The sequence below is a fragment of the Priestia sp. YIM B13551 genome (assembly GCF_042787905.1).
Lineage (GTDB): Bacteria > Bacillota > Bacilli > Bacillales > Bacillaceae_H > Priestia.
This window is the reverse complement of record NZ_JBHZOX010000008.1, coordinates 1-21,486: the sequence shown is the minus strand read 5'-3', so window position 1 is coordinate 21,486 and position 21,486 is coordinate 1. Positions and strand designations below refer to the sequence as shown.

Genomic DNA, 21,486 nt, shown 5'->3' with positions numbered 1-21,486 from the left:
GGGAAAAAGTAGTATAGCCGAAGTGAAAAACGAACCACTAATCAAACTGTTCGATTAGTGGTTCGTTTCTTTTTGTTACAGTGAACATAGATTTTATCTGTTTCGTTGCTTCTAGCAGTTGATTGGAGGGCAAGGCGAAGACTCTCGCGGAAAGCGAAGCCTTGAACGGAAATCAACTGCGGTCGAGCAAGCTGTCCAGATTATATATCCAGCTTGTTCGTCTTTGGATGGAATTCATTTCGTTATGTCCCAGCCCCTTTTGTTTAAACTAAGAACATCGCGACAATTGTTGTAACGACCAATCCAATCGCTACAGGTTTTAAATTACGTCTGGCGAGTTCAAACGGACTGACTCCGCAAATTGCAGCAGCTGGAATCAATGCCCATGGAATCAACGTGCCTCCCCCAACCCAAATCGCAGCAATTTGCCCTAAAGCAGTTAGGGTGGCAGCGCCCGATCCTAAAGCAGATGCAAATAAATGAGAGACAGAGCCTACAAGTGAAATGCCTGAAAAGCCTGAACCGTCTAATCCGGTAATAGCTCCTAGAGCAGTTATCGTTACAGTAGCAACCTGTGCGGTTAACGGCACAGTGGAAGCAAGCGCAACGCCTAGGTCATTTACAAGTCCATGTGATCCTTTCGGAAGAAAGTCACCAATGATTGTTGTGAATCCAGCATCTCCTAAATAGAAAAAAGCTGCAATGGGAATAACGGGACCGAATACTTTAAAACCAAACTGCAAGCCTTCAATCAAGTAGGAAGTTGTTTGTTCGAGACCTTTTCCTTTGTGAGCAATAAGTGAAACCACCACTAAAATAAACAGGGCTGTGCCGCCAACGAGAGCAGTCGCATCTCCTCCCTGTAAATGAAGGGCGAACATTGCCCATACGTCTATAGCAAAGAAAAGGGGAACTATAATGGCTAAAGCCCGGCGTACTGAAGAAGAAAGAGGTGTGGATTGGACAGAAGAACTGTTTGTTAACATTGTCGGTTGAACGTGAATTCTATTGTGCTTCATATCTTGTTTTAAAAAGTAAAAAGCAGAGAGTGTCGTAACAACTCCCATCACAATGACCAGAGGGACGCTTGCTTGAACCACCTCGTGAACTGGAAGACCTGCTGCGTCAGCTGTTATCTTAGGAGCAGCTTGAATAACAAAGTCTCCTGAAAGCGCAACGCCGTGGCCGAATAAATTCATCGCTACAGCTACGCCTATAGCTGGAAGCCCTACGCGGATGGCCACTGGTAAAAGCACGGCTCCAAGTAAAGCAACGGCTGGAGAAGGCCAGAAAAAATAGGAGATGGTCATCATAACTAATCCAATAACCCAATAGGCAAGAGCAGGCGTTTTAATGAGGCGAGCAAAAGGTGAAATCATCGATTCATTTATTCCTGTAGCCATTAAGACTTTACTCATGGATACAATGATTGAAATAATTAAAATGGTAGGAAGCAGTTCTGTAATGGCATAAATGAAGCTGGAAAAAACAGCGCTGACGGAGTGGCTTAACGAAGAGGTAGCCGTTAAGGAAAGCAAAAAAATCCCGAGTATACAAAGGATACTCGTATCTCGCCGCATAATCATAAAGCCGATAATGAAGGCGATAAAAAGGACATACATCCAATGAAGAGCTCCAAGCTCTATGCCCATAAAAATTCCTCCCAATAGGTGATGTAGTATACAATATGACGTTTGTGCCTATTGTGATACTCGCCTACTAGGAGGATGTTTGCTTATTTAACTACGTGGTATGAGGTCACATAAGAAGGGCGAGAGAAAATCGATGGCTGTTGATCCACGCCTTCTGACGTACCGCGTTTTTTGTGTGCTTCATTATAGGCTTTTGAAGACTGCCAATCGCTAAATGAACTTTCATCTTTCCATCCTGTAAAGATAATGTATGTGTCATTTTGCAGTGGACGAAGCACACGAATAGCTGAGAAGCCTGCTTCATTTTCAATTAAACGAGCTCGTTGGCTAAATCGCTGTTCAAACAAAGGACGGCCTTCATCTGTAACTGAAATATTATTTAGTACAGCAAATCCGCTATCTGCAAGATCTCCAGAAGCATCTAATACTTCATAAGCATGTCCTTCTTTAAAAATTGTATCTCCATCTGTTTCGTGGACTAGTGCAAATTGATCGTCATCTTTGTGAAGCAGTAACAAACGTTCACTCGGATGTTCGTCGATCAACTTCTGAAGGTAAGGGCCTGTTCCGTAAGTAATAAAGATCTTCATGGATTATACTTCCTTTCTAATTGGGAATTGCATACAATTTACAATTGTAAATCATACTAAAATTATAAAATTTTACACACAAAAATTCAAAAATTGTGAACTTCTAATGAAGATGGTAAAGTAAAACATTGATGAAGTTGTTTTCCATATTATCAAAAGTTTAGCGAAAGAAAAGGGGTGGCACGATGTACAAAAAAGGCTTATACGCAATTGCTGCCTTAGTTGGAATTTTTCTATTAGGACTGATTGGATATATTATCATCTTGTTTCTTGGAAACTATGTAATTGATGAGAAAAAGATCATCATGGACTCGGCTACGAGGTTAGTGGACGAAAATGGAGACGAATTAACAAAGCTCTATGTGAAAAATCGGGACTTGGTTTCAATTGATAAGATTCCAAAGCATGTGCAACAAGCATTTATTTCAATTGAAGACGTTCGTTTTTATGAACACCACGGAATCGATTTTAAATCTATTGGCCGAGCATTATACCGAGATATATTGGCTGGAGGAAGTGTTGAAGGAGGAAGTACTTTAACACAGCAGCTGGCTAAAAATGTGTTTTTATCTAATGATAAAACGCTGCTTAGAAAAACAAAAGAAGTAGTGGTGGCCATTAACTTGGAGCAGCGTTACAGTAAGCAAAAACTGCTTGAAATGTATTTGAACCAAATATACTTTGGACACGGAGCCTATGGAATCCAAGCTGCATCCAAGCTTTACTTCAATAAAGATGTCTCCGAATTAACGGTAGAAGAAGGTGCACTGCTTGCTGCACTGCCAAAAGCACCGAATTCTTATTCTCCTATTTTACATCCAGAAAAAAGTATAGAACGTAGAAATGTTGTGTTAAATGCCATGCAAAAAGCAGGTTATTTATCAGCTGAAAAAAATGTCCGTTTGCAAGGAAGAACGCTGGGGTTGAACGTAAAGGAACAGGCTAAAAACCCAGCATATTTAACCTATATCGATATGGTTATTCAAGAAGCAGAGAAGAAATACAGCATTTCGAGCAATGAGCTTCTGCGCGGCGGTTATACGGTCAAAGTACCGATGAGTACAAAAGTACAAGAAGCCGCCTACGAGCTGATGAAAGAAAATCGTTATTTTCCAGGTACAGATAACAGTGCCCAAGGTGCTTTTGTATTAGTCGATAACAAAAGCGGAGGAGTTTTATCTGTTATGGGAGGACGAGATTATGTACAAAAATCGCTCAATCGCGTAAATGTCAAAAGACAGCCAGGTTCTACGATGAAACCTATTGCAGTATATGGCCCTGCGTTAGAAGAAGGTCAATTCAAGCCTTATTCTTTGCTGCAAGACAAGCTTACAAGCTACGGGGGATACACACCTAAAAATGTAGACGGCCAATATGCTGAAAAGGTAACGATGTACGATGCCCTAAAAGATTCTAAAAACGCAGCTGCTGTCTGGACATTGAATCAGCTAGGAGTTGAAACAAGTAAGCAGTACCTCACAAAGCTAGGAATTCCTTTAGAAGATAAAGGGCTTGCGATTGCTCTTGGAGGATTAAAGGAAGGAATTACACCGCTTCAATTAGCAGGAGCGTACCGGGCATTTGCTGAAAACGGAGAAAATATCCAACCGTACTTTATTCAAGAAATAAAAGATCAAGACGGAAAAGTAATTGCAAAAGCTGTTCCCGACACTCACAAAGCATTTTCAAAACAAACGGCTTGGTATATGACAAAAATGCTTCAAGGAGTTGTTAAAGAAGGAACGGCAAAAAAAGGAGAGTTTAAAGGAGAGTTAGCAGGAAAAACAGGGTCTACTTCGTATACGAATGTTAAAGGAGCCACAAGGGATGCTTGGTTCGTTGGATATACGCCAGATGTTGTAGGAAGCGTGTGGATGGGATATGATTCTACAAATGACCAGCATTATTTAACAAAAGGAAGTTCTTATCCGACTCTATTATTTAAAGACATTCTCACAAGAGCTGGTTACGACGAAGCTGCATTTCAAAAGCCAGCAGGCGTTAAAGATTTGCCAAAACCAATACGCTTAGAGCAAGTTAAAGACTTAAAACAAGAATTAACATTTCATCCATTTGGTTTGCTAACGGTAAATTTATCGTGGACACCTTCACCTGATAAAAGAGCTGTTTATTATGTTTATGAGAAAAAAGGAGATAAAGCCGAAGTAATTGGTAAAGTGAAGGGAAAAGGAGCGTTTGAAAAAGAGCGTGTGAATCTGCTCGACAGTCCTACTTATTATGTAGTTCCTTACAATTCCCAAACAAAACAAAAAGGAAAAAAATCCAACGAAGTAACACCTGCTCTTTTTCAATAAAAAAAGGAAGAGTAGGGCGAATTTTTGACATTTTTAGCAGGTGGCTATACAAGTCGTAAAGAAATGGGTATAGTGACAAGTAGAGAATATAACGTGAAACTTTAATCAGTAGAGGAACCGGTATGTTCCTTTGCTGATTATTGTCTGTCTAATCGAAGAAAATACGGATGGAAGACAATCGAGAAAGGTGGAAATTATGAGTCAAGGAACGTTTAACGATACTTTTTTAAAAGCCTGTAGAGGGGAAAAAACGGATCATGTTCCGGTTTGGTATATGCGCCAAGCAGGGCGTTCACAGCCGGAATACCGAAAGCTAAAAGAGAAGTACTCTTTATTTGAAATCACTCATCAGCCGGAGCTTGGGGCATACGTAACACGCCTGCCCGTTGAACAGTACGGAGTGGATGCAGCTATTTTATATAAAGATATAATGTCACCGCTTCCTTCAATTGGAGTGGATGTTGAAATCAAGTCAGGAATTGGTCCCGTAATTTCTAATCCAATTCAATCTTTAAGCGATGTAGAAAAACTAGGAGAAATTACGCCGGAAGAAGATGTTCCGTATGTATTAGATACCATTAAGCTGTTAACAACAGAACAGTTAAACGTACCTCTAATTGGCTTTGCGGGTGCTCCTTTTACAGTGGCAAGCTATATGATTGAAGGAGGACCTTCAAAAAATTACAATAAAACAAAAGCATTTATGTATACGGAACCTAAAGCATGGTTTGCACTAATGGATAAGTTAGCAGATATGACGATTACATATGTAAAAGCGCAAATTGACGCTGGGGCAAAAGCCATTCAAATCTTTGATTCATGGGTAGGTGCTTTAAATGTAGCGGATTATCGTTACTTTATAAAACCTGTTATGGAGCGAATTTTCACCTCTTTACGTGAAAAAAATGTACCGCTCATTATGTTTGGAGTAGGGGCAAGTCATTTGGCAAAAGAATGGCATGATCTGCCGCTGGATGTAGTGGGTTTAGATTGGAGAACACAGCTGGATGAAGCACGTGCATTAGGCTTAACAAAAACACTGCAAGGAAACTTAGATCCTGCTATTTTGTTAGCTCCATGGGAAGTTATTGAAGAACGTGTAACAGAAATATTAGATAAAGGGATGGCCAGTCCTGGTTACATCTTTAACTTGGGGCACGGCGTTTTTCCACAGGTTCAGCCGGAAACGTTGAAGCGTTTAACAACCTTTATTCATGAATATTCTGCGAATAGACAATAAATTGTCAAATAATTTGGAGCGCTAAACTTTGAATTTTTCTTTTTATTCATGGCAAAATGAAGACAAGTATTGAATCTAACAAAGAGGTGTCGAACACATGAGTAAAAAAGTAATGGGATTACTTGTAATGGCATATGGAACGCCATATAAAGAAGAAGATATTGAACGTTACTATACACATATCCGCCGCGGACGTAAACCTTCACCGGAAGCCTTAGAAGATTTACAAAACCGCTACGAAGCAATCGGGGGCATTTCACCTCTTGCAAAAATTACGCAACAGCAAATGGAAAGTCTGGAAAAGCGCTTGAATGAAGTGCAGGATGAAATTGAATTTAAAGCGTATCTTGGCTTAAAACATATTGAACCGTTTGTTGAAGATGCAGTAGAAGCCATGCATAAAGACGGAATTAAAGAAGCGGTCAGCATTGTGCTTGCACCTCATTTTTCAACGTTTAGCGTAAAATCCTATAATGGGCGCGCCAAAGAAACGGCTGAAAAATTAGGAGGACCAATCATTCATTCAGTAGAAAGCTGGTACAGTGAGCCAAAGTTCATTCAGTACTGGGCTACACGTGTTAAACAAACGTTTGATTTAATAGACGAAGAGAAACGCCAAAAAGCCGTGTTGATTGTTTCTGCGCATAGCTTGCCGGAAAAAATTATTGCAGCAGGAGATCCATATCCAAATCAGCTTCAAGAAACAGCGGATTTAATTGCACAAGCAGCTGGTATTGAACATTACGAAATTGGCTGGCAAAGTGCTGGAAATACGCCTGAGCCATGGATAGGTCCTGATGTCCAAGATTTAACAAGAGAATTGCATGAAGAAAAAGGTTATACATCGTTCGTGTATACTCCGGTTGGATTTATCGCAGACCACTTAGAAGTTCTTTATGATAACGACTATGAATGTAAAGTGGTGACGGATGAAATTGGGGCTGATTATTACCGCCCTGAAATGCCCAATGCACAGCCTGAATTTATTGATGGATTAGCTACAGTTGTGTTAAAACAGATTGCCCGTTAAGTCAGTATAGATTCTTTGTACATTGAATAGGGACGAAAAGTAACTTATAATCAATATAAAGAAAAGTAAGAAGCGAGCTATGGATTTCCATAATCGCTTCTCTTTATATTGAATTTTACAGAAAAGGCGATGATAACATGACGGATAGACGAAAAAAGGTTGTCATCATCGGTGGAGGAATAACAGGTCTTTCAGCTGCCTATTATTTGCAAAAAAAAATAAAGGATCATCAGCTGCCAATTGATCTTCAACTAATAGAAGCGACGCATCGGCTTGGTGGAAAAATTCAAACGGTCAAACGAGACGGGTATTTATTTGAAAAAGGTCCTGATTCATTTTTAGCGCGTAAGCTAGCTGCTACAAAACTTGCAAAAGAAGTAGGGTTAGGTAGGGAGCTAGTCGGAAATGAAAAGGGAAAATCCTATATTCTAGTAAAAGATACACCGCATGCGCTGCCTGATGGTGCTGTAATGGGGATACCAACCAAGTTATCTCCTTTTATCACAACAGGGTTATTTTCACCTGTTGGCAAGCTGCGCGCAGCAGCTGATTTTTTTATACCGAAGACAAAAAATCAGGATGACCGTTCGCTAGGCGTATTTTTTAGAAGACGGTTTGGTGATGAAGTTGTTGAAAATTTAATTGAGCCTCTATTATCAGGAATTTACGCAGGAGACGTTGATCGTTTGAGTTTAAGATCAACATTTCCACAGTTTTTGCATGCTGAACATAAGTACAGAAGCTTAATTGTTGGAATGAAAAAGCTAAAAGAAATTCACCCACAGCACGGTGATGATTCGGAGTTTAAAAAAAATAGTGTCTTTTTAACATTAAAAGAAGGTCTTCAATCGCTAGTAGATGGGGTAGAAAAAGCAATAGATCCTGATATTATTACAAAAGGAATAAAAGTAGAGAAAATTTATAAAGAAGATACCACATATGAATTATCGTTAAATAGCGGGAAAGTCATAAAAGCAGACAGCGTTATTGTAACTTCTCCTCATGCAGCTGCTCAGTCTATGCTTTCGGAATATAAAATATTCGAGCCGTTGAAGCATATGCCTTCCACTTCAGTAGCTACTGTTGTGATAGCCTTTGCACAAGAAGCGCTGCAAGACAATCTAGATGCAATGAACATCGCCGTTTCAAGAAATAGCGATTACACGATTACGGCGTGCACATGGCTAAATAAAAAGTGGCCGCATGCGGTTCCGGAAGGAAAAGTGCTGCTGAGATGTTTAGTTGGACGAACCGGGGATGAAGCTGTGGTGGATCAGCCTGACGATGAAATTTTCAAAATTGTCCTGGAGGATTTGAAGAAGCTCATCACCATTTCTGCTGAGCCTGAATTTTACGCGGTAACGAGATGGAAGCAGTCAATGCCTCAATATACGGTCGGACATCACGATATGCTAGATACGATGAACGAACAGCTTGAAAAAGAGCTGGCCGGTCTTTATGTAGCGGGAAGCTCATACGAAGGTCTGGGTATACCAGAATGTGTAGAGCAAGGAGAAGATGTGGCTAAAAAAGCAGTTAAATATGTGCAGCAACTGTAGAAGTGGAGCGGTGAATCAATGCTCCGCTTTTTTGTCTACTACCTGTAGAGAAAGGTTATACTAAGAGAAGAGATTGTGGTTGAAAAGCAAAAGAAACTTATGCTATAGTAAAACCGTACTTGTTGACTGAAATATTCATTTGGTCAGAAAGAAGGGGATAACGTGGCTATAGACCGAAAGCAATCAGTTGTGGATGCAGCGTCAAAATCATTTGCGCTGTTTGGATATAAAGCAACGACTATGGAGCAAGTGGCGAAGCTTGCAAATGTCGGAAAAGGAACGATTTATACTTTTTTTAAAAACAAAGAAGAGTTATTCGATGAAATTGTTACACGAATGATTCGAGAAATGACAGATGCAGCTGAAACTGTCATTGATAGCAACCGTCCTTTTTTTGAAAATGCCCAAGCAGCCATTTTTCGAATCTTAGAATTCCGCACTGAGCATCAGCTCATGCTGAAGCTGGTACAGGAACAGCAGTTAGGCACTACAGCAGTGCAAGAAGTGCTGGTGCGAGTAGAAGAAGAGATTTTGACTTATATAAAAAACAAAATCGAAATTGCGATTTCTAAAAAAGAAATCAAACCGTGCAACCCGGAGCTCACAGCTTTTTTACTATTTAAAATGTACATTGCACTCGTCTATGATTGGGAAAAACGGCATGAGCCGCTTTCAGAAGAAAAAATTGCTGAATTAATTGAACTATACTTTTTACGCGGTCTGTCTCAGTGAGATGGGCTTTTTTCATAGAAAAAACAAAAAAGGTCTCATGACGAGACCTTTTTTATTGTTCATTATCATCTTTTTTTACGCCAGTTAATTCTGTATTTCCTGTTTTTGCATCTTCTTCTTTTTGCTCTACTTCTTTTTCGCCTTCTTTTTTAAGATCGAAGTAAGCTTTTATCACGTCACCGGTAACAGTTTTACTTAACGTGTTAGATGTACCGGCTACATAAGCAGAAGGAATAACAACCGCTACTGCTACTTCCGGGTTATCATAAGGCGCGTATGAAACGAATGTAGAGTTACGAACGCTTACGCCTTTATTAAAGGTTTCCGCGGTACCAGACTTACCAGCAATATTATACTGACGGTATTTTCCTGTATTAAGTAAACGCCCTGTACCATGTGACCCTGTAACTACTTGGCGAAATCCTTGTTTGACAAGGTTAATTTCTGATTGGCCCATCGTAATACGGTTTAACACTTCTGGTTCAACAGAACTTTGAATACTTCCTTTTAGTTCGCTATCAAGCTCAGGTTCGCGGATTTCTTTTACTAAGTGTGGCTTCATGCGATATCCACCGTTAGCAATCGTTGAGATGTACTGAACAAGCTGAAGCGGTGTGTACGTATCATACTGTCCAATACCAAAATCCAGCGCTTTACCTGGTTCATTTGTGACGCTGTTACGAATACCCGTTGATTCGTTTTCTAAGTCGATGCCCGTTGAAATTCCAAGCCCGAACTGGCTATAGTATGAGCGCAGCTTATTAAAGATAGACGGTGGAATGTTAAGTTTACCGCCAGGACGGTACGTTTCACCAGCCATGCTCATAACCGTACGGTACATGAATACGTTTGATGATTGTTCCAAAGCATTTTGAATCCCGGTTGCTCCAATTGGGTGAGACGATTTTTTAATTGTTCCTCCAGCAAACTTCAGCGGCGCATCGTAAAAAACCGTACCAGGCTGAATAGCACCTGAATCAAGTCCTGCTAGAACTGTGGCTCCTTTAACTGCGGAACCCACTTCATAAGAAGTGGTCATGTTACCAAGAGCAAAGTCTTGTACTTTACGTGCTCCGGTTTGCTTATCGGTAACAAGCTGTTTTCCGCCCATCGCTAAAATGTCTCCCGTGTGAGGGTCCATCATAATAGCAAACGCGCGATCCATTAATCGCGAACCAGCAGCACCGGATGTCACAGCTTTTGTTAAAACATCTTCGACTTGTTTTTGAAGTTCCATATCAATTGTTAAAATTAAGTCACTGCCGCGCTGACCTTCTGTAACGGTCTCTTGACTCACTAAGTTGCCCGAGCGGTCCGTTACGTTTTGCACGCGAGCTTTTTGACCGCGAAGAACGTCTTCGTACTGCTTTTCTAAATAACTTTTTCCAACTCGGTCGTTACGGCTGTAGCCGTGTGATAAATAGTACTGCAAGTTTTCGCTTGGCAATCCTTCATCTGCTGATGTGATTTTACCAAGCAGCGTGCTAAGTAAGTCATCGTATGTATACATACGGTCCCAGTAAGTTGTCGTATCGACGCCCGGTAAGTCACCCAGCTGCTCACTAATAACGGCAAGCTCTTTATCGGTTAAGCCGCTTTTAATAATTTGAGCAGTTAACGCGTACCCGCCTTCCATCTTGCTTTTAATGGCAATCACTTCAAGGTCATCTTTCACCGATAAAAGTTCATTTTTTGTGATGCGCTTCAGCTGAAGAGGATATAAATCATCTTCAGAAAGTTGACCTTCTTTTACTTTTTGCTTATCCGCTGCGGTAATTTTTTTCGCTGCTGCTTTTGGATGAGTTGCAATCCAATAATCTTTTAAGTCGCGTTCTGTTAGCTTAATCGTATTTTTATCTTTCTTTTTATCCGATTTGCCAAACACGTCTGTTATAACAGGAACATCAATAAGAGTGGCAAGCTTTTTAGCTACTTTTAGCTTGTCTTCTTGAGTGACGCCTTTCAAACGCGTGTACGTGACAGCGTTCAACGGTTTATTATCCACGATAACGCGGTCATAGCGGTCTAGCATCTTTCCGCGAGGAACCGGTGAATCTACCGTTTCATCTTCTGTTTTTTCAACTTCTCGTTTATAGTTCTCTCCGTACACGATCTGTACGAAGCCTAATCGTAAAATGAGTGCAGAAAAAAGCAGGAAAACCACAATAAACAGCCAGTTAATTCGAAATGAGACATGTGTTTTTTTGCGCTTTTTAGTTTTCATGTAAACCCCTTCACTTTGTTTATACAAGTTAAAAAAATTCATAAATTTTCTTATGAATCTATCACTCTACATATTAACATAATTTTGTCTATAAATGTTATTAGGTGGAATAAAACAGACAAAAAATTTATAGAAATTTTTGCGGAAGAAGAGAGACCTGTCGAAGGGTGCTGAAGGGGGGTGTTCAATATTTTCCACTCGGTTGTTCAATATTGTTACCTGTTCAAATGTCCTAGAATCGGTAAAATAAAGAGAGATAGATATCAAGGGGGGCAAAACGAATGAAAATGAAAAGGCTTTCAATAATGTCTGGCGTGCTAGCAACATCACTTTTATTTGCGACAGCATGTTCAAACTCAGGTACGGATTCAAAAGCAAGTAAATCAACAGGCTCAGGTGATCAAGTTGTTATTGATATGTTCCAGTTCAAAGTGGAAATTGCAGATCAGCTGAAAGAATTAACGGATGAATATACAAAAGAACATCCAAACGTAAAGTTTAACATCCAAACAGTCGGCGGAGGCGCGGACTATGGTGCAGCATTAAAAGCACAGTTTGCCTCTGGAAATGAACCTGATATCTTTAACAATGGAGGGTTCCAAGAAGCGCAAACGTGGAAGGATAAATTAGAAGATTTATCTGATCAGCCGTGGGTAGATAATCTGTATGATATCGCCAAAGAACCGATGACAATGGACGGGAAAATTTATGGTCAGCCGCTAAACTTAGAAGGTTATGGTTTTATTTATAATAAAGATTTATTTGAAAAAGCAGGCATTAAAGAATTACCTAAAACGCTGTCAGAATTAGAAGCAGCTACTAAAAAGCTTAAAGCAAAAGGCATTACGCCATTTTCTAATGGATACGGCGAGTGGTGGGTGCTAGGCAACCACTTATTTAATATTCCAATGGCACAGCAAGACGATCCAGATGCGTTTATTAAAGGTCTAAACGAAGGAAAAGCAAAATTTGAAGGCAATGAAACGTTTAAGCAATTTATGAATCTGTTCGATTTAACGTTAAAGTATGGAAATAAAAATCCACTAACGACAGACTACAATACACAAGTTACTCAATTTGCTTCTGGGGAAACAGCAATGATGCAACAAGGTAACTGGACGGTAAATATGATTACGAAAATCAATCCGGACATGAAAATGGGCTTTATTCCAATGCCAATCAGCAACGATGCAAAGAAAAATGATAAACTAGCAATCGGAGTTCCAAATAACTGGGTAGTGAACAAAAATGCGCCAGATGCAGATAAAAAAGCAGCGAAGGAATTCTTAAATTGGATGGTTTCTTCTAAAGAGGGTCAAAAATTCTTAGTTGAAAAGTTCAAGTTCATTCCAGCGTTCAAAAACATCGATGGAAAAGGAATCGATTCTTTATCTGATGATATCTTAAAATACTCTGAAGAAGGTAAAACATTATCTTGGAACTGGTTTAAGTATCCGGAAGGAACGGTTCAAGAAGTCGGCGCAGCAATGCAGTCTTACGCAGGCAAGCAAATGACAGAAGAAGAGTTTATGAAGAAATTAGATACAATTTGGGCAAAAATGAAAAAATAACCAAAAAGTCCGCGTGGAAAACGCGGACTTTTTGGTGTGAAAAAATAGCTGGTTAGATTCATAGTTATGAAAAAATAATAGTCAATTGAAAGCGCTTTTAATGTATAATAATAGTCATAATGTATGACATTAGTCAAAGGAGGTTATTTGTGAAAGGCTGGAGCATACGCAAGAAATTAATTTTGTTTTTCTTATTCGCAACGGTTATTCCATTTTTAATTTCGACGATTTTTACGTATCAATACACAAAAGAAACGGTTAAGAACCGATTTATTTCTACCAACTATCAAGTTATTAAAAATGGAAGCAATGATTTGAGCGATTACTTAAATGAAATTGCTAATATTACAAAAAGGCTGTACGGCTACCACCCATTTATTAAAGTGTTAGATGAAGGTGTATCAAGTGACTTAGGAGCCAATCAACTGGAAATATCACGAACTCTTCTTTATTTATATAATACTCGTCCAGAGATTGAACAACTCCATCTTTACATTGAAAACGGGCATGACTCATATACAGCTTATAATTCGAAAGTGAGCAGCAGAGGGAAGTACGATGATATTTACACTCAGCCTTACTATTCTTATTTAAATAAAAATCATAAATTTCTTGTGATTGAGCCTACCCATGAAATTTATAGCTACAATAATTTATCAACGTTAATTGATTCACTGCCGAATCAAGTTATTAGCTTTCATCAGCGGATTGATGAGATTCCATCAGACAAGTTGTTAGCTTATCTATCTTTAGACATTAATATGACACAAATTCAATCTATATCGCAGCGTCTATATAATGAAGAGTCAGAAGATTTTTATTTAATGAACAATAAAGGGAAGGTTTTGTATTCCTCTGATTCAAAGGTTATTGGAAAAAATGAAAACTACGCGTGGGTGAAGGCGCTCACTTCTCAAAAAGACCATAGCATGGAATGGGAGGATAAAAGCTTCTCAGGCGTATTAATGTATGAAAAGCTTAAACAGCCCTTTGAGGACTTGTACATTGTGAAACGAATTCCTTACAGTGTTTTATATGAGGATGCAAGAAAGACAGCACTTATGAATGTATTAATTGGCCTGCCATTTCTGTGTATGCTCGTTATCGCTACGCTTTTTATATCAGTACGTTTTACACAGCCGATTAACGTATTGATTCGCAATATGAAAGAAGTGGAAAAAGGATCATTTGAGGTGCGGTTTAAATCGCTTGGAAACGATGAATTTGGTGTTTTAGGAAGGCATTTTACCTCTATGGTAGAAACAATTAATGACTTGATTGAACGTAAATTTCGATTGGAATTAGAAAATAAATCAACGCAGCTAAAAGTGCTGCAGTCACAAATTAATCCGCATTTTTTATACAACGCATTTCAATCGATTGGAACTCTTGCTCTTAAGCATAAAGCAGTTGAAGTATATTCTTTATTAACCTCACTTTCGCACATTATGCGTTACAGCATGAATATGAAAGAGGATATCGTTAGCTTAAAGCAAGAAGTCGATCACGTAAAAGCTTTTTTAAGTCTGCAAAAGCAGCGGTTTGGTTCAAAGTTTGAGTATGAGTTAAATATTGAAAAAGAGGCAGAGCTTATGCGAATACCGAAAATGATTTTGCAGCCTCTTGTTGAGAATTCTTTTAAGCATGGATTCGAAACCCGCACAGGAAGCGGAAAGCTGTTGATTTCAGCGGGTTTGAACGGCGAAGAACTGATTCTAACTGTTTCTGATAACGGAAAAGGGATAGGGCAACAAGAGTTGAATCAATTAAAAACGAGACTTCAGCAATCGTATAATCAAACAGATGAGCATATTGGGTTGCAAAACATTTATGAACGACTTCGCATCTACTATGGAGATCATGCTTCAATGCAAATTAGCAGTCAAGAAAATCACGATTTTACCGTTGTCATAAAGCTAACAACAATTGAAGAAAAGAGGGATAGTGATGAAAGTATTAATCGTGGATGATGAAGAGCATGTAAGAGAAGGAATAAAGCTGCTTGGACAGTGGGAAGAGCATGAAATTACAGATGTGATAGAAGCTGATAGCGGTGAGCAAGCGATTGCGCTTATCGAGGATCAAGGACCGGAAATCATTTTTACTGATATGAAGATGCCTAATATCGATGGAATTGCTTTGTTGGAGTGGATTAAAGAGAATTCGCCTTCTAGTAAAACGATTGTGGTAACAGGGTATGATGATTACCACTATATGCGTAAAGCTATTCATTTTGGAAGTACGGATTATATTCTAAAGCCAGTGGATCCTTCGATTTTAAACGATACCCTTGTACGAGCTGTAACCCAATGGAAGAAAGAAGAAGAGTCCAGAAAAGTCCATAATAGCAGCTATCGTTTAATCAATGAAATGAAGCCGATTTATCGAGATCGAAAACTGACGCAGTTAATGAACAATTATTTGCTAAATCAATCAATCTATGAAGAGTTTGGTTTCCATCTGACTAGAGAGTATGAAGTGGGGATTGTACGTGTAGATGAATCCATCATTCGTTCTTTTGGCGGTGACCGGGATTTAGCCTATTTTTCAATTTTAAATGTAATCAATGAAATGCTGATGGCAGAAGAAAATGGGGTAGCCTTCCGTTATTTATCAAATAAGTGGGAAATTATCATTATATTTTGGAATGATTTTGAACGTATAACCTCTTTGCTGACGGCTTTACATACAGCAATTCGCCGTACGTTAGACGTGAGCTGTCGGATTGCAAGAGGGTGCAAAGTCTCTTCTATTGATCAGCTAATGAACTCCTATGAAGATGCGAAAAACTCGCTTTTATTAAGCAATGTTCTTGATCGAAATAAAGTGAAGGTCTACGGCAAGCAAGACGTTTTAGCAAGTGCTTTATTAATAAATATGATGGACTATAACAGTAAAATTGAAGAAGCGCTGCAAGTCGGGAAGTTTGAAGCCTTTTTGCCGGTATTCAACGAAATTATCACAGCTTTTGAAGCGCAAAATTATCTCTCATTAAAGCAAATTCTGCATTTTGAGCAGGAATATCAGCTGTTAAGCCAGCATTGGTTAAAAAGATATCACATTCCTTATACGATAAATAACGGTCCTGAATATGTTCTTTCTTTTTTCTATAACCAAGATGGGCAGTTTCAGCTAGCAAAGTATGTAGAGAGAAAGAAGCGTGAAGTAAAGCGCTTTTTAAAAGTAGTAAAAAGGTATAGCAAGCAAAACAATCGCGACGTTATTTATGAAATCGAACAATATTTGCAGCAAAATTTTCATCGAGATGTGAAGCTTCAAGAAATATCGGAACGTTTCTATCTAAGCCGTGAATACATTTCGAGAAAGTTTAAGCAAGAATTTCAAGAAAACATTTCAGATTATATGGTGAAAGTCAGAATGAATAAAGCCAAATCACTTTTACTAAATGAAGAACTAAAAATCTATGAAATTGCGAATATGATTGGATATCATGATGATAAATACTTTCGAAAAGTGTTTAAAAAAGTAGAAGGCATTACGCCAAACGAGTATCGCAGTTTGACCGTATAAAAAAAGCTGAAACTGTTTTATAACAGTTTCAGCTTTTTTTTATTTCATGATATCTAGACAGTGATCACATTTGTTTCCGTAGCATTCATGCTGTTCCTCGATGTCGTTTCCGCATTCTACGCACTTTTTATTGGGTAATCTTTTGAAAAATTCAGTCATTTTTTCTAACATTTTAAATCCCCTCCGTTGTTTTTGTTACTAACATTGTATTATAACAGATGATAAAATGTCAATTATGTTTTATAACAATTTAGCCTATTTTGCTATTCTAAGTGGTTATTTGTTGTATAACAATGAGTTATTTCGATAAAATGGCCGAAACGAGTGCCTTTCAGTTAGTTTTCAAAAAAAAGTAGGGTATACTGAACCTAATAAAAATAGTACGAAAGGGTGATTGAAATGAAAATAACTGTTATTGGTTTTTGGGGAGGATATCCCGCTGTTTCAGAAGCTACTTCTAGCTATTTAGTGGAGCACGATGGATTTCAGCTACTTGTTGATTGTGGAAGCGGTGCATTGGCTCAGCTGCAAAAATATGCAAAGCCAGAAGAAATAGATGCTATGATTTTATCTCATTATCATCATGATCACGTGGCTGATGTCGGAGTATTTCAATATGCACGCCTCATTCAGACTCATCTAGGAAACGCTGTTAAGGAACTTTCTATTTACGGACATACATATGATCAGGAAAGCTTCAACAAACTTACTCATAAAGGAATTACTAAAGGGGTAGAGTATGATCCGAGTCAAAAACTTGAAATTGGGCCTTTTACCATCGAATTTATGAAAACGAAACATCCAGTCGTTTGTTATGCCATGAGAATAAGCGCCGGCAATCAAACTGTCGTGTACACAGCGGACTCTAGTTATTTAGAAGAGTTTGTTTCCTTCTCAGAAGAAGCAGATCTTCTTATTTGTGAATGTAATTTTTATGCCAATCAAGATGGAAGAGGCGCTGGACACATGACAAGTACAGAAGCCGGTACACTTGCTTCAAAAGCAAGTGTCAAACACCTCATGCTTACTCACCTTCCGCACTACGGAGAACATCAACAGCTAGTAGAGGAAGCCGCTGCTCATTATAGAGGTACGCTTACGTTAGCTGAATCAGGATATGTATGGGAATAACAAGGAGGAAAATGAATGTTATTTATTGATAATCAAAAAAATTATGATCCCCGAATTAACTTAGCAATTGAAGAATATGCGCTCAAGCATCTAGACATTAATGAGACATATCTGCTGTTTTATATTAATGAACCTTCTATTATTATTGGAAAAAACCAGAACACCATTGAGGAGATTAATACAAAATATGTTGAAGATCAGCAAATTCATGTAGTGAGACGTCTATCTGGAGGCGGAGCCGTTTATCATGATAAAGGAAATTTAAACTTCAGCTTTATTACGAAAGACGATGGAAATAGCTTTCATAATTTTAAAAAGTTTACCGAGCCGGTCGTGGAAGCGTTAAAGAAATTGGGAGTTAATGCTGAGTTAAGCGGACGAAATGATTTAATGGCCGAAGGACGGAAAATTTCTGGAAATGCTCAGTTTTCAACGAAAGGGAGAATGTTCAGCCATGGAACTCTTCTTTTTGATTCAGAGATTGAAAACGTCGTATCAGCGTTAAAAGTAAAAAAAGATAAAATTGAATCCAAAGGCATTAAGTCTATTCGAAATAGAGTAGCAAATATCAGCGAATTTTTAGAACAGAAAGTAACGGTGGAAGAATTTAGAGAAATGCTGCTTCGGTATATCTTTGACGGAGAAGAAAATATAACAGAATATAAACTAACGGAAAAAGATTGGGAAACGATTCATCAAATTTCTAAAGAGCGCTATCAGTCATGGGATTGGAACTATGGAAAATCACCTAAATTTAACTTACAGCACTCTCACCGCTTTCCTGTGGGACAAATTGACGTTCGTTTAGAAGTGAATAAAGGAAAAATCGATGCTTGCACCATTTATGGAGATTTCTTTGGAGTGGGGGATGTCCAGGAAGTACAGGAAAAATTAACAGGTGTTCGCTATGAAAAAGCTTCTATTGAACAAGCCTTAGAAGACATCGATATTCCACATTATTTTGGTAATATTACAAAAGAAGAGTTTGTTGAATTAATCTATTAAGAAAAAAGTCTGCTACATCAGGCTTTTTTTCTTTTTAAACAGATGAGTCTTGTCAATAGAACAGCAGTAACATTATAATAGAATAGAAGAAGTTAGAATTTTTACATTATTATGACTTAATAATGAATGGTTGTTCATTCATTCGTTATTAAAAGGAGGAAGTTATGAGATGAATTTGTCAGCACAGCTTCATAAAACAGCTGAGCAATTTCCACAAAAATCGGCATATGTTTTTATGGACCAAGAAACATCTTATGCAAATCTTGATGCATCGGTATCTAAGTTTGCTAATGGTCTGAAGCAATTAGGTGTAAAAAAAGGAGATCATATCGCTTTGATTGTCGGCAACTCGCCTCATTTTGTTATTGGATTGTACGGTGCTCTTCGAGTAGGAGCTACTGTTATACCCATTAATCCTATTTACACAGCGGATGAAATTAACTACATGCTTCAGGATGGAGATGTAAAAGCAGTTATTGCGGTTGATTTACTTCTCCCTATTTTAAAGAAAATCATTGGAAACACTCCATTTTTGGAACACGTTATCTTATGTGAAACGACAGATACAGTGGAAAATATACCTTCTTATTTTCACACGTTTTCCCAAGTTGTAAACAGAGGGGAAGCTACATATGATTTTCTTGAGTTAAAAGAAGAAGATGTGGCCATCATTCTGTATACGTCAGGAACGACTGGAAAACCAAAAGGAGCTATGCTTACACATAAGAATATTTATTCAAATGCCCAAGACGTAGCAGATTATTTAAGTATAAATGGGAATGACCGAGTCGTAGCTGCTTTGCCGATGTTTCACGTATTTTGTTTAACTGTTTCATTGAATGCGCCTTTAATGAATGGAGGAACGATATTAATTGAACCAAAATTCAGTCCATCTTCTATATTTAAATTAATTCAAAATCGACAAGCGACTATTTTTGCCGGCGTTCCCACAATGTATAATTTCTTACTTCAGCATGACAAAGGGAAAAAAGAGCACTTTCACACGGTAAGGCTTTGTATATCAGGCGGGGCATCAATGCCGGTGGCACTTCTAACCAATTTTGAACGTAAGTTTGGGGTAATGGTAGCAGAAGGGTATGGCTTATCTGAGGCTTCTCCTGTGACGTGTTTCAATCCGATTGACCGAGAGAGAAAAGCCGGTTCTATAGGCACATCTATTATGAATGTTGAAAATAAAGTGGTAAACGAACTAGGAGAAGAAGTAGAAGTAGGACAAGTTGGCGAACTTATCGTCAAAGGCCCTAACGTGATGAAAGGGTATTATAAGCTTTCTGAAGACACGGAATATGCTCTCCGAGATGGTTGGCTGTATACAGGTGACTTAGCAAGAATGGATAAGGAAGGTTATTTTTATATCGTTGACCGTAAAAAAGATTTAATTATTGTAGGAGGATATAATGTTTATCCTCGCGAAGTAGAAGAAGTGCTATATGCGCATCCAGATATTGTAGAAGTGGCTGTTATCGGAGTCCCTGATCCTTCTTTAGGTGAATGTGTTAAGTGTTACGTGGTTTGCAATAATCAAGAGATAACGGAAGAGAAGCTTATTGCCTACTGCAAAGAGCACCTTGCTAAATATAAAGTGCCAAGTGAAATTGAATTTTTAAAAGAACTCCCTAAAAATACAACGGGAAAAATTTTACGGCGTGCACTGAAGCAACAAGTATCTCAGGAGCGATAAAATGAAAGCGATTCCAAGTTGGAGGTGGTAAAAGGATGTCATCTATTTCTTATGAAATGAAGGGACACGTCGCCCATTTGATACTGAACCGTCCGGAAGCGATGAATGCTTTTAATTACGATATGCTTAAAGAATTGGAAGAAGTAATTGAAGGAATTCGTATTCAAAAAGATATTCGAGTTGTGACGTTTAAAGGGGCAGGTGAAAAGTCTTTTAGCGTAGGGGCCGATTTAAAAGAACGTAAAACCCTCTCTGATCAAGAAGTAAAGCGCAATATTTACAAAATAGGAGAAGTGTTTTCGAAGATAGAGCAGCTTCCTCAGCCAACGATAGCAATCATCAATGGATATGCATTTGGTGGAGGAATGGAGCTGGCTTTAGCATGTGATTTCCGGATTGCTTCAACCGAAGCGCTTATGGGTTTAACGGAAACAAGCTTAGCGATCATACCAGGCGCAGGAGGAACACAGCGTCTCCCTCGGTTAGTTGGGGAAGCAAAAGCAATGGAACTAATTTTAACAGCTCAGCGTCTCTCAGCATCAGAAGCGAAAGAATGTGGTCTAGTAACGAAGGTGGCTCCCGGATATGAAATAGAAGAAACAATAGATATTTTTATCTCTCTTTTATTGAAAAATGGGCCAATTGCACTTCAGCAAGCAAAATTTGCTATCAAAGAAGGAATGAAGGCCGATTTGCAGACTGGTTTGCAAATTGAACGAAAAGCATATGAGTTAACGATTCCGACAGAAGATCGTCTCGAGGCGCTTCAAGCATTTGCTGAGAAGAGAAGACCTAGTTTTAAAGGGAAATAAGAAAGGGCTGTCTAATGGACAGCTCTTTTTTAGTTTCTTCTATAAGAATAATAAAAAAGAATATGTAAAAGCGCAGGAACAAAGAAGGCAAAGTTACAGCTGGCTTTTGTCTATAATATTTACTATAATACGTTGCAGTAGTCGTTGTTCAAATCTATAAATAATAGTTTTTAATTTTTTCTTTAAAAACCGTTGACTTTAGTTGAAATATATTTTATTATTATAAAGCGTCGTTGAGACATACCGTTAACAACGAAGCTGAAAAAAGAATTTTTAAAAGTTGTTGACATTACGTTGATAACTTGATAAGATGATAAAGTCGCTTAAGAGCGGCGGTTGAACTTTGAAAACTGAACAAAGCGACAAACGTCAACGTTAATTTTTATTTTTTA

General features: G+C 38.4%; 17 protein-coding genes. 13 read left to right on the top strand and 4 right to left on the bottom strand.

The window, feature by feature from the left end; all coding sequences use genetic code 11:
* Nucleotides 1-118 precede the first annotated feature (118 nt).
* Complete coding sequence (locus tag ACFX4N_RS25735; protein ID WP_179863816.1) at nucleotides 119-295, top strand: hypothetical protein; 177 nt, start codon at nucleotides 119-121, stop codon at nucleotides 293-295.
* Here the strand turns inward: ACFX4N_RS25735 and ACFX4N_RS25730 are convergent.
* Together ACFX4N_RS25730 and ACFX4N_RS25725 are read right to left on the bottom strand one after the other, a co-directional pair.
* Nucleotides 264-1,652 (bottom strand): hypothetical protein, encoded by a 1,389-nt coding sequence (locus ACFX4N_RS25730; protein ID WP_053486805.1) that lies wholly within the window; start codon nucleotides 1,650-1,652, stop codon nucleotides 264-266. The two genes, ACFX4N_RS25735 and ACFX4N_RS25730, sit on opposite strands and share 32 nt — an antisense overlap.
* Before the next feature lie 83 nt (nucleotides 1,653-1,735).
* Nucleotides 1,736-2,242, bottom strand: a complete 507-nt coding sequence (locus ACFX4N_RS25725; RefSeq protein WP_013055327.1) for an antibiotic biosynthesis monooxygenase family protein — start codon at nucleotides 2,240-2,242, stop codon at nucleotides 1,736-1,738.
* Nucleotides 2,243-2,427: 185 nt separating this feature from the next.
* Here ACFX4N_RS25725 and ACFX4N_RS25720 point away from each other — a divergent pair, with 185 nt between their 5' ends.
* The 5 genes from ACFX4N_RS25720 (at nucleotide 2,428) to ACFX4N_RS25700 (ending at nucleotide 9,118) form a co-directional block, all read left to right on the top strand.
* Nucleotides 2,428-4,557, top strand: coding sequence for a transglycosylase domain-containing protein (locus ACFX4N_RS25720; RefSeq protein WP_192101068.1), 2,130 nt, complete (start codon nucleotides 2,428-2,430; stop codon nucleotides 4,555-4,557).
* Nucleotides 4,558-4,753: 196 nt separating this feature from the next.
* Nucleotides 4,754-5,797 carry a uroporphyrinogen decarboxylase gene (gene hemE, locus ACFX4N_RS25715; protein WP_013055329.1) on the top strand — a complete coding sequence of 348 codons (1,044 nt, stop codon included), beginning with the start codon at nucleotides 4,754-4,756 and terminating at the stop codon, nucleotides 5,795-5,797.
* 97 nt (nucleotides 5,798-5,894) lie between these two features.
* Nucleotides 5,895-6,827: a ferrochelatase gene (gene hemH, locus ACFX4N_RS25710; protein ID WP_013055330.1), complete on the top strand. Its 933-nt coding sequence runs from the start codon at nucleotides 5,895-5,897 to the stop codon at nucleotides 6,825-6,827.
* A 137-nt stretch (nucleotides 6,828-6,964) separates the two neighbouring features.
* Nucleotides 6,965-8,386 carry a protoporphyrinogen oxidase gene (gene hemY / locus ACFX4N_RS25705; RefSeq protein WP_013055331.1) on the top strand — a complete coding sequence of 474 codons (1,422 nt, stop codon included), beginning with the start codon at nucleotides 6,965-6,967 and terminating at the stop codon, nucleotides 8,384-8,386.
* 162 nt (nucleotides 8,387-8,548) lie between these two features.
* A complete protein-coding gene (locus ACFX4N_RS25700; RefSeq protein ID WP_013081690.1) occupies nucleotides 8,549-9,118 on the top strand; it encodes a TetR/AcrR family transcriptional regulator in 570 nt (189 codons plus the stop codon).
* A 52-nt stretch (nucleotides 9,119-9,170) separates the two neighbouring features.
* Here ACFX4N_RS25700 and ACFX4N_RS25695 read toward each other — a convergent pair whose 3' ends face one another.
* Nucleotides 9,171-11,342, bottom strand: coding sequence for a peptidoglycan D,D-transpeptidase FtsI family protein (locus ACFX4N_RS25695; protein ID WP_192101069.1), 2,172 nt, complete (start codon nucleotides 11,340-11,342; stop codon nucleotides 9,171-9,173).
* Between the two features lie 281 nt (nucleotides 11,343-11,623).
* Between ACFX4N_RS25695 and ACFX4N_RS25690 the strand changes: the two genes are divergently transcribed.
* The 3 genes from ACFX4N_RS25690 to ACFX4N_RS25680 all read left to right on the top strand — a co-directional run bounded on the left by ACFX4N_RS25690 (nucleotide 11,624) and on the right by ACFX4N_RS25680 (nucleotide 16,444).
* Complete coding sequence (locus tag ACFX4N_RS25690; protein WP_377263287.1) at nucleotides 11,624-12,913, top strand: ABC transporter substrate-binding protein; 1,290 nt, start codon at nucleotides 11,624-11,626, stop codon at nucleotides 12,911-12,913.
* A 149-nt stretch (nucleotides 12,914-13,062) separates the two neighbouring features.
* The gene (locus ACFX4N_RS25685) at nucleotides 13,063-14,883 is read left to right on the top strand and encodes a cache domain-containing sensor histidine kinase (RefSeq protein WP_055991721.1); all 1,821 of its coding nucleotides are present in this window, start codon (nucleotides 13,063-13,065) and stop codon (nucleotides 14,881-14,883) included.
* Entirely contained in the window at nucleotides 14,861-16,444 is a 1,584-nt protein-coding gene (locus tag ACFX4N_RS25680) for a response regulator (protein ID WP_029320813.1), read from the top strand. The genes ACFX4N_RS25685 and ACFX4N_RS25680 overlap by 23 nt, the downstream gene beginning before the upstream one ends.
* A gap of 39 nt (nucleotides 16,445-16,483) precedes the next feature.
* Here the strand turns inward: ACFX4N_RS25680 and yhfH are convergent, their stop codons facing one another.
* Nucleotides 16,484-16,615: a protein YhfH gene (gene yhfH / locus ACFX4N_RS25675; protein ID WP_013055337.1), complete on the bottom strand. Its 132-nt coding sequence runs from the start codon at nucleotides 16,613-16,615 to the stop codon at nucleotides 16,484-16,486.
* A 228-nt stretch (nucleotides 16,616-16,843) separates the two neighbouring features.
* On the opposite strand from yhfH, the gene ACFX4N_RS25670 reads away from it, so the two are divergent.
* The 4 genes from ACFX4N_RS25670 (at nucleotide 16,844) to ACFX4N_RS25655 (ending at nucleotide 21,094) form a co-directional block, all read left to right on the top strand.
* Complete coding sequence (locus tag ACFX4N_RS25670) at nucleotides 16,844-17,575, top strand: MBL fold metallo-hydrolase (protein ID WP_013055338.1); 732 nt, start codon at nucleotides 16,844-16,846, stop codon at nucleotides 17,573-17,575.
* 15 nt (nucleotides 17,576-17,590) lie between these two features.
* On the top strand, nucleotides 17,591-18,580 hold the full coding sequence (gene lplA, locus ACFX4N_RS25665) for a lipoate--protein ligase (RefSeq protein WP_013055339.1): 990 nt from the start codon (nucleotides 17,591-17,593) through the stop codon (nucleotides 18,578-18,580).
* A 169-nt stretch (nucleotides 18,581-18,749) separates the two neighbouring features.
* Entirely contained in the window at nucleotides 18,750-20,282 is a 1,533-nt protein-coding gene (locus tag ACFX4N_RS25660; protein WP_013055340.1) for a fatty acid--CoA ligase family protein, read from the top strand.
* A 35-nt stretch (nucleotides 20,283-20,317) separates the two neighbouring features.
* Nucleotides 20,318-21,094, top strand: coding sequence for an enoyl-CoA hydratase-related protein (locus tag ACFX4N_RS25655; protein ID WP_013055341.1), 777 nt, complete (start codon nucleotides 20,318-20,320; stop codon nucleotides 21,092-21,094).
* The last annotated feature ends 392 nt before the right edge of the window (nucleotides 21,095-21,486 follow it).